7 protein-coding genes are annotated in these 8,130 nt (G+C 65.6%); 2 read left to right on the plus strand and 5 right to left on the minus strand.

What is annotated here, in order from left to right; genetic code table 11:
- Window positions 1-393 (minus strand): Ldh family oxidoreductase (locus tag EOA23_RS28690; protein WP_189341740.1); only part of this gene is annotated, 393 nt, incomplete at its 3' end.
- A gap of 14 nt (window positions 394-407) precedes the next feature.
- Complete coding sequence (locus EOA23_RS28695) at window positions 408-1,316, minus strand: LysR family transcriptional regulator (protein WP_127306629.1); 909 nt, start codon at window positions 1,314-1,316, stop codon at window positions 408-410.
- A gap of 100 nt (window positions 1,317-1,416) precedes the next feature.
- On the opposite strand from EOA23_RS28695, the gene EOA23_RS28700 reads away from it, so the two are divergent.
- Both EOA23_RS28700 and EOA23_RS28705 read left to right on the plus strand, forming a co-directional pair.
- A complete protein-coding gene (locus tag EOA23_RS28700) occupies window positions 1,417-2,865 on the plus strand; it encodes an aldehyde dehydrogenase family protein (protein WP_127306630.1) in 1,449 nt (482 codons plus the stop codon).
- A complete protein-coding gene (locus EOA23_RS28705) occupies window positions 2,862-3,839 on the plus strand; it encodes a membrane dipeptidase (protein WP_127306631.1) in 978 nt (325 codons plus the stop codon). The genes EOA23_RS28700 and EOA23_RS28705 overlap by 4 nt, the downstream gene beginning before the upstream one ends.
- An 8-nt stretch (window positions 3,840-3,847) precedes the next feature.
- Here the strand turns inward: EOA23_RS28705 and EOA23_RS28710 are convergent, their stop codons facing one another.
- From EOA23_RS28710 to EOA23_RS28720, 3 genes are all read right to left on the minus strand, one after another.
- Entirely contained in the window at window positions 3,848-4,663 is an 816-nt protein-coding gene (locus EOA23_RS28710) for an NAD(P)-dependent oxidoreductase (RefSeq protein ID WP_127306632.1), read from the minus strand.
- Window positions 4,664-4,737: 74 nt separating this feature from the next.
- Window positions 4,738-6,357 carry a hydantoinase B/oxoprolinase family protein gene (locus EOA23_RS28715; protein ID WP_127306633.1) on the minus strand — a complete coding sequence of 540 codons (1,620 nt, stop codon included), beginning with the start codon at window positions 6,355-6,357 and terminating at the stop codon, window positions 4,738-4,740.
- Window positions 6,354-8,130 (minus strand): hydantoinase/oxoprolinase family protein (locus EOA23_RS28720; RefSeq protein ID WP_145966505.1); only part of this gene is annotated, 1,777 nt, incomplete at its 5' end. The genes EOA23_RS28715 and EOA23_RS28720, both read right to left, overlap by 4 nt.

Raw genomic sequence — 8,130 nt, forward strand, 5'->3', positions numbered from 1 at the left:
GTCCCGGGCGATGCGCTCGGTGTGATAGCCGAGCGCGCCGCAATTGTAGGAATTGCGGATGGCAAGCGCGGCGACACCTTGGGAGCCGGCCGCTTCGATCAGCGGCGGCAGGCCGGTAGCGATGGCCGCATGGGCAAAGCCGTTGCCGGCATCGACGGCGACAACCGCCGGAGCCGGCCGGGTCAGGCGCGGCTCGGCCAGTCCCAGCACCTTGCCGCAGGTCAAGTGCTCGCAATAGGTCGGCAGATACATCAGCCCGTGCGACTTCAGGCCGTCGCGTTCCGCCGCCGCGATGCCGGCGGCCAGCGCTTCGGCCTGCCGCTCGCTTGCACCGTGCCGCGTCAGCGCTTCTCGGGCGAGCGTTTCGATGTGGGCTTGCGTCAGGCGTGCCATCCTGTCACCACCAATCATGCCGCGGCATAGCCGAACTCTTTCTCGCCCGCCTGGGTCTGCTGGCGAATGCATTCGATGAAGCGCAGCGACGCGGGCTGCAGGTTCCGGCCTTCCTTGGCGATCCAGCCGACCGTCCGGCTCGAGCGCGGATCGGCAAGCGGAACGAAGCGCACGGCATGGCTGCATTTCCAGCGGCAGAGCCTGGGCAGGATGGTGACTCCGAGCCCAGCCTCCACCATCGCCAGGTTGGAGCTCACATTGGTCGCGGTGAGTTTCGAGCCGGCGGCAAGCGCCTCGGTCTCGGCAAGCCCGAGTGCTTCGGCCGCGCCATTGCGGATGAAGCTCTCGCCTTCGAGCTGCACCCATTTCAACGGGCGCTTCGATTTCGCCAGCGGATGATCGACCGGACAGACGAAATCGAGCGGCTCTTGGAACAGCGGCTCGAAACTGAGCTGCGGCCGCTTGCTGGCAAGTACGCACAGGCCCACCTCGACCATGCCGTTTTCAACCGCCTCGACAATGGCGTTGGAATCGCTGTCGCGGACATGGATGTCGAAACTGCTGCCCTCGGCGCGAAGCTGCGCGACCGCGCGCGGCAGCAAGGTCACCGCGACCGAAGGCACGCTTGCCACGTCGCAGCGTCCCTGCAGGTCCGCGGCGTAGCTGGTCATCGCCAGGCAGGCGCGATCGTAATGCGCGATCATGGCGCGCGCCTCGTCGAGCACGATGCGGCCGACCGGCGAGAGCGCGCCCTTGCGTTCGCTCTCGAACAGTGGCGCGCCGATATCGTCTTCCAGTTGCTTCAGGGTCATCGACACGGCCGACGGCGTTCGGCCGATCTGATCGGCGGCGGCACGCACGCCGCCGGTCTCGCAGACCGCGACGAAGCTGCGCATGCCGGTCAGGCTGATGGTTTTGGTCACTGTTAAGCTTGCCTGAACGTTTGTGCCAAAAATTGAGCTTGATTGAAGTTCACAGCATTGGTTAGGTCGTTGTCAACCGAATTGATGCAGGTCGAACAGGATGCTGAGCGGTCGGAACTTTGTCGCAGGCGAATGGCGCGACGGCGCAGAGTGGGTTGAGGATATCAATCCATCGGATGTGACCGATGTCGTCGGGCGCTTTGCCCAGGCGCAGCCATCCGACATCCATGATGCCGTTGCGGCGGCGCAAGGCGCGCAGCGCGAATGGGCGGCAGCGGGCCTCGAAGCGCGGGCCGCCGTTCTCGACGCCATCGGTCGCGAGCTGATGGCCCGCTCGAAGGAGCTTGGCGAACTGCTTTCGCGCGAGGAGGGCAAGACGCTTCCCGAGGGGATCGGCGAGGTCTATCGCGCCGGGCAGTTCTTCACCTATTTCGCAGCCGAGGCGCTGCGCAATCTCGGCGCCTCCGCCGACTCGGTCCGGGCCGGCGTCGATGTGCTGATCGAGCGCGAGCCGCTCGGCGTCGTCGCGATCATTTCTCCTTGGAATTTCCCTGTCGCCACCGCGTCCTGGAAGATCGCGCCGGCGCTTGCCTTCGGCAATGCGGTGGTCTGGAAACCTGCCAGCATTACCCCGGCCAGCGCCTGGGCGCTGACCGAGATCATCAGCCGGCAGGCGATCCCGAAAGGCCTGTTCAACCTGGTGATGGGGTCAGGATCGACGATTGGCCGCGAGCTTGCCGCCAATGCCGACATACAAGGCCTGAGCTTCACCGGCTCCGGCGCTGTCGGTTCGGGCATAGCAGCGCTCGCCGCCGCGCGGTTCGTGAAGCTGCAGCTCGAAATGGGATCGAAGAATCCGTTCGTCGTCATGGACGATGCCGACCTCGATCGCGCCGTCGACCTGGCCGTGAACGGCGCCTTTGGCGGGACGGGCCAGAAATGCACGGCCTCGTCGCGCCTGATCGTGCACCGGCCGATCCATGACGTCTTCGTCGAGAAGCTGCTGGCGAAAACCAGGGCGCTGAAGGTCGGCCACGCGCTGGAGGCCGGCGTCCAGATGGGACCTGTCGTCAGCGCAGAACAGCTCTCTTCCAATCTCGATTATGTGACGCTCGGCATCAGTGAGGGCGCCGAGCTTGCGACCGGCGGCGAGGCGCTCGACCTGGCGTATCGCGGCCACTACATGGCGCCCGCCGTGTTCCTCAACGGGCGCTCGCGCATGCGCATCAACCAGGAGGAGATGTTCGCGCCGATCACCTGCGTTATGACAGCCGACGATCTCGACGAGGCGATCTTCCTTGCCAACGATACGCCCTATGGGCTGACAGCGGGGATCGCCACGCGCTCCCTGGCGCGCGCGACAAAGTTCCGCCATGCCTCGCGCTCGGGCTGCGTCATGGTCAACCTCGCGACCGCCGGCACCGATTATCACGTGCCGTTCGGCGGCGTTCGCGCCTCGAGCTACGGCCCGCGCGAGCAGGGACGTTCGGCGGTCGAGTTCTACACGCAGGTCAAGACGTCCTACATTCACGCGGGCGCGGCCGAATGACCAGCGACGCGCCGCACGTGCTCATCGACGGGCTGCAATACTGCAACTGGTCGCGCGAAATTTTCCAGGAGATGCGCCGGGGCGGGCTGACCGCGGTCCATGCCACGGTCGGCTATCACGAAGGTTTTCGCGAGACGGTGCGCCATCTGGTGGATTGGCGTACCCGCTTTCGCGACAATGAGGATCTGATCCTCTTGGCTCGCGATGCCGGCGACATCGAGCGGGCGTGGGCCTCGAACCGGACGGCTATTTTCCTCGGGCTGCAAAACCCGATGCCGATCGAGGACGACATCGGCCTCATCGAAATGCTCTTCGATCTCGGCATCCGTTTCATGCAGCTCACCTACAACAACCAGTCGCTGCTCGGCTGCGGCTGGATGGAGAAGGAAGACAGCGGCGTGACGCGGATGGGGCGCGAGGCGATCGCCGAGATGAGCCGGCTCGGCATGATCATCGATCTGTCGCATGCGGGCGAGCGGACGGCGCTGGAGGCGATCGCGCTCTCAGAGCGCCCGGTGGTCATCAGCCACGCCAATCCGCGCTGGCTCCGCGACAGCAATCGCAATGTGTCCAAGCACGTTTTGCAGGCATTGCGCGAAGGGGAAGGGCTGCTCGGCCTGTCGCTTTATCCGCTGCATCTTCCGAACGGCTCGGACACGACGCTCGACCAATTCGGCAAGATGGCCAGGGAGGCGGCTGAAATCATGGGAGCTGAGCATCTCGGCATCGGCTCGGATCTCTGCCAGGATCAGCCCGACAGCGTCCTGCGCTGGATGCGCGAGGGCCGCTGGACCCGCGAGATTCAGGCCGCTGCAAGCTTCCCGGCGCAGCCGTCCTGGTTCGGATCGAACCTCGATTTTCCCGGGCTTTCGCAGGGCCTGCTCGCGGCGGGCTTCGACGAGACGGGAACGTCCCTTGTGCTTGGCGGCGCCTGGCATCGCTTCATCCGGGACAGCCTGCCTCCCGCTGGCTGAGTGCCGCGCTATTCAGCCGGCTTGTCGTCCGGGTGGCCAAGCTCGCAGAACCAGCCGCCGAGATATTTCACCGAGGGCCTCTTCGGATCGGGAACAGTGGTCTTCGCCTCGACGGTAGCGCGGAAAGGTTCGGCGCTGTCCTGCGGGATGAAGCCGAGATGGCGGGCGCCGCTGTTGTCGACCATCTTCAGCTTGTTGTCGGATATGCCGAAGGAGATGGTGTGGCCGACGCGCGGCGCGGTGAGCGACGCCTCAACCAGGCGCACGCAGTCGGCAAAAGAGAGATAAGACCACAGCATGCGGCGATCGGCCGGTTCGGGAAAGGACGAGAAGATGCGCAGGCACACGGTCTCGATGCCGAACTTGTCCCAATAGAGCCGGCTGAGGCTTTCGACGAAATTCTTCGACACGCCATAGAGGCTGTCCGGCCGCACCGGCGCGTCAACGCCGATATGCGCCTCGATCTCGTGATAGCCGATCGCATGCACCGAGGAAGCGTAGATGACGCGCTTCACCCCATGTTTCCGGGCGCCTTCATAGATGTGGTAGGAGCCGCGGATGCTGGAATCCAAGATGGTCTGCCATTCGCATTCGAGCGGCGCGCCGCCGAAATGCACAATCGCGTCGCAATCCTTGGTCGCCGCGATTGTGGCTTCCATGTCGGCGAGGTCGAAGACAGCTTCCTCTTCGTGGGGCGCGAGATCGCCGAAGGGCTCGCGGCCCGCCAGGCGGATCGTCTTGGCGAGCGGCACCAGCCCCTTGCGCAACTGCGAGCCGAGCCGGCCGGCGGCGCCGGTGATCAGGATACGTTCATAATGCGGCATCGTTTACTCCACTTGCGCGACGGCGGCTTTGATCCGCGCGATCGCCTCGGTCGACAGGCGCGAGGCAACATAGCTCATCGGTCGTTCTCCGTAATGTAACCCTTGGAACGGTCATTGGCCCGCGCGGCCACGCTGCGCCGGGCCGGATCGCCATAGCCGCCGCCGCCCGGCAGTTCCAGGATCAGCCTGCGTCCAGCCGGCACATGCTGCCAGCCCTTGGGGCGCATCCTAGTGCCGTCATCGAGCTTGACCACGCCGGCGACGCCCGGCTTGCCGCCTTCGCGGCCGTGCGCCGGATGATTGACGCGGTCGAACATGGCGGAAAAGTCGAACTCGTGGCCGTCGGTGGCGGCGATCTCGATGACTTGTCCCAGGCCGCCGCGGAATTCGCCGTCGCCGCCGGAGTCCGGCCGCAGCTCCTTGCGCCAGATGACGATCGGACCGGTATGCTCGGTCGCCTCGATCGGCATTGTGTGCACGCCGGACGGGAAGGCCGTCGCCGACAGGCCGTCGAGATCGGGGCGGGCGCCCATGCCGCCGGAGTTGAACATCAGCACTTCGGCGCGGCGGCCGGACGCGCCGGCGACAGGCCGCGCCGAGATATGGATGTTCCAGAGCGCCCCGGCGCCTTCGGCGAGGATTTTCCCGGGCAACGCCTTGGAGAACGCGCCCAGCACGAGATCGGGAACCATGTGGCCGAAAATGTGCCTGAGCGCCACCGGCGCGGGCCGCACCGCGTTCAGGATGTTAATGGGCGACGACACGGTGAAGAGGGCGAGCGAGGCGGCATTGTTCGGAATATCCGGAGCGACCACGCATTTCAGCGCGTAGCAGGCATAGGCCTTGCTGTAGATGATCGGGCAGTTGATGCCCCAGCGGCTCATCGGATCGCTGCCGGTGAAATCGACCTCGACATGGTCGTCGCGGACCGAGACCGTGGCCGCCAGCTTCACCGGCGCGTCATAGCCGTCGGTCACCAGCTCGTTCGACCAGCTTCCCTTGGGCAGCGCCTCGATGCGTTCGAGCATGGCGTCGCGGGTGCGCGAGAAGATGAAGTCGCCGAGACCGTCGAGCGAGGCGAGGCCGGTCTCCTTCATCATGTCGACGAGGCGGCGGTGACCGACCTCGTTGCAGGCTGCGAGCGAATAGAAATCGCCGACGACCTGGTTGGGCTCGCGGACATTGGCGCGCAGGATGCGGACGAGATCGAGGTTGACCTTGCCCTTTTCCGCGAACTTCATGATCGGGATCTGGATGCCTTCCTCATAGACCGACTTGCCGTCGGCGCCGAAGCCGCGGCCGCCGACATCGACGACATGCGCCGTGCAGGCGAAGAAGGCGACGAGCTCGCCGTTCAGGAAGGACGGCGACACCATGGTGATGTCATGCAGGTGGCCGGTGCCGAGCCATGGGTCGTTGGTGACATAGGTGTCGCCCTCGAACATCTGATCGCGCGGGATCGCGTGCATGAAATGCAGCACGGCCTCGGCCATGGTGTTGACGTGGCCGGGCGTGCCGGTGACCGCCTGCGCCAGCATCTGACCGCGCGGGTCGAACACGCCCGCTGACAGGTCGCCGGCTTCGCGCACAGAGGTGGAGAAGGCGGTGCGCAGCAAGGTCAGCGCCTGCTCCTCGACCACCGAGATCAACCGGTTCCACATCACCTGCATGCGGATTGCGCCAATATCGCTCATGCCTGGCTGCCTTTGCGGGTCAGGAGGATCGCTCCGTCGCTTTGGATGACGGCGTCAAAGCTGGTGGTGACGACGGTCGATGTCTCGCGCTCGACGATGACGGCGGGCCCCGCCACGCGGTCGCCGACGCAGAGCGTGTCGCGCTCGACGATGCCATAGGTCTGTGGCGCGCCGGTCGCCGGATCGAACACGACCCGGGTCGTTGTCGGTTCGCTCTTCTTCCTGCCGGTGGTGAGTTCATGCGGTGTCACGGCCGGACGAACGTCCGTCGCCTTGACCGACCAGGTGACGATCTCGATCTCCAGCCCGTCGAGCCCCTCGATGGCGCGGCCGAAGAAGCGCTGGTAGTTCTCTTCGAACAGCGCCTTGAGTTTTGCCACCGCATCGTCGCCGAACGGCTCGTCCGCCAGCGGCACCGGGATTTCCCAACCCTGGCCGGCATAGCGCATGAAGGCGGTGATCTCGCAGACGATCCTGCCGCTGTCGCCGCTGCGCACAAACCCCTCTGCGGAGGCCTTGAGATCGGCGAGGAGCGCGTTGACCTCGGCCGGCTTGAAGCGCGACAGGCGCGTCAGCTTGGACGCCAGCGCCTCATAACCGAACGGCGCTTTCAGGAAACCGATCGCGGACCCTACGCCGGCGCCGCGCGGCACGATGCACTGGTCGATGCCGAGTTTTTCGCAGAGCCTCGCCGCGTGGAGGGGCGCGGCGCCGCCAAAGGCGATCATCAGATTGTCGGAGATGTTCTTGCCATTCTCAACGGCGTGGACGCGGGCGGCGTTCGCCATGTTCTCGTCCACGACTTCGCAGATGCCGAAGGCTGTCGAGAGGGCGTTGAGCGACAGGCGCTCGCCGACATCGTGCAGGATCGCCTGTTCGGACGCGGAGGTGTCGAGCTTGATCGCGCCGCCGGCGAAATTGTCGGGGTCGAGCTTGCCGAGCACCAAGTCGGCGTCGGTGATCGCGGGGCGTTTGCCGCCGCGACCGTAGCAGGCAGGGCCGGGCTCCGAGCCGGCGCTTTCCGGCCCGGTCTGGATGCGGCCCATGGCGTCGACCCAGGCGATCGAGCCGCCGCCGGCGCCAATCTCGATCATCTCGATCACCGGTATGGAGATCGGCATGCCCGAGCCTTTCGAGAAGCGATAGGTGCGCGCCACCTCGAAGGTCCGCGCCGTGCGCGGCGCAAAATCCTCGATCAGGCAGATTTTTGCGGTGGTGCCGCCCATGTCGTAGGAGACGACCTTTTCCAGGCCGAAGCGACGGGCGATGTCGGCGGCGAAAATCGCGCCACCCGCCGGGCCGGACTCGACCAGCCGTACCGGGAATTCCGAAGCGGTCTCCACCGAGATCAGGCCGCCGCCCGAATGGATCATGAAGACCGGGCACTCGGCGCCCATGTCCTTCAGCCGTGTCTGCAGGCGGGAGAGATAGTCGGCCATCTGCGGCCGCACATAGGCGTTGGCTGAGACCGTGTTGAAACGCTCGAACTCGCGCATCTGCGGCGAGACCTCGGCGCTGATCGAGATCGGGATGCTGAGTTTTCGCGAGAGGATTTCGCGCGCCCGGCGCTCGTGGTCAGGATTGGCGTAGGCATGGATGAACCCGATCGCGACCGAGCCGAAATTGCCGGCCGCGATCCGGTCGGCGATCACTTCGAGGGTGGCTTCGTCGAGCGGCTGCAGTTCCTGGCCCTCGGCGCCGATGCGGCCCTTGACGGTAAAACGGTGCTCGCGCGGGATCATCGGCGTCGGCAGCTGCAGGTTGAGATCATAC

This window comes from Mesorhizobium sp. M2A.F.Ca.ET.042.01.1.1, from assembly GCF_003997405.1.
GTDB lineage: Bacteria > Pseudomonadota > Alphaproteobacteria > Rhizobiales > Rhizobiaceae > Mesorhizobium.

Bases quoted from the DNA above. Each gene is read 5' to 3' on its own strand.
- EOA23_RS28715 (WP_127306633.1), bottom strand. From the start codon at position 6,357: ATGAGCGATATTGGCGCAATCCGCATGCAGGTGATGTGGAACCGGTTG.
- EOA23_RS28710 (WP_127306632.1), bottom strand. From the start codon at position 4,663: ATGCCGCATTATGAACGTATCCTGATCACCGGCGCCGCCGGCCGGCTC.
- EOA23_RS28705 (WP_127306631.1), top strand. From the start codon at position 2,862: ATGACCAGCGACGCGCCGCACGTGCTCATCGACGGGCTGCAATACTGC.
- EOA23_RS28700 (WP_127306630.1), top strand. From the start codon at position 1,417: ATGCTGAGCGGTCGGAACTTTGTCGCAGGCGAATGGCGCGACGGCGCA.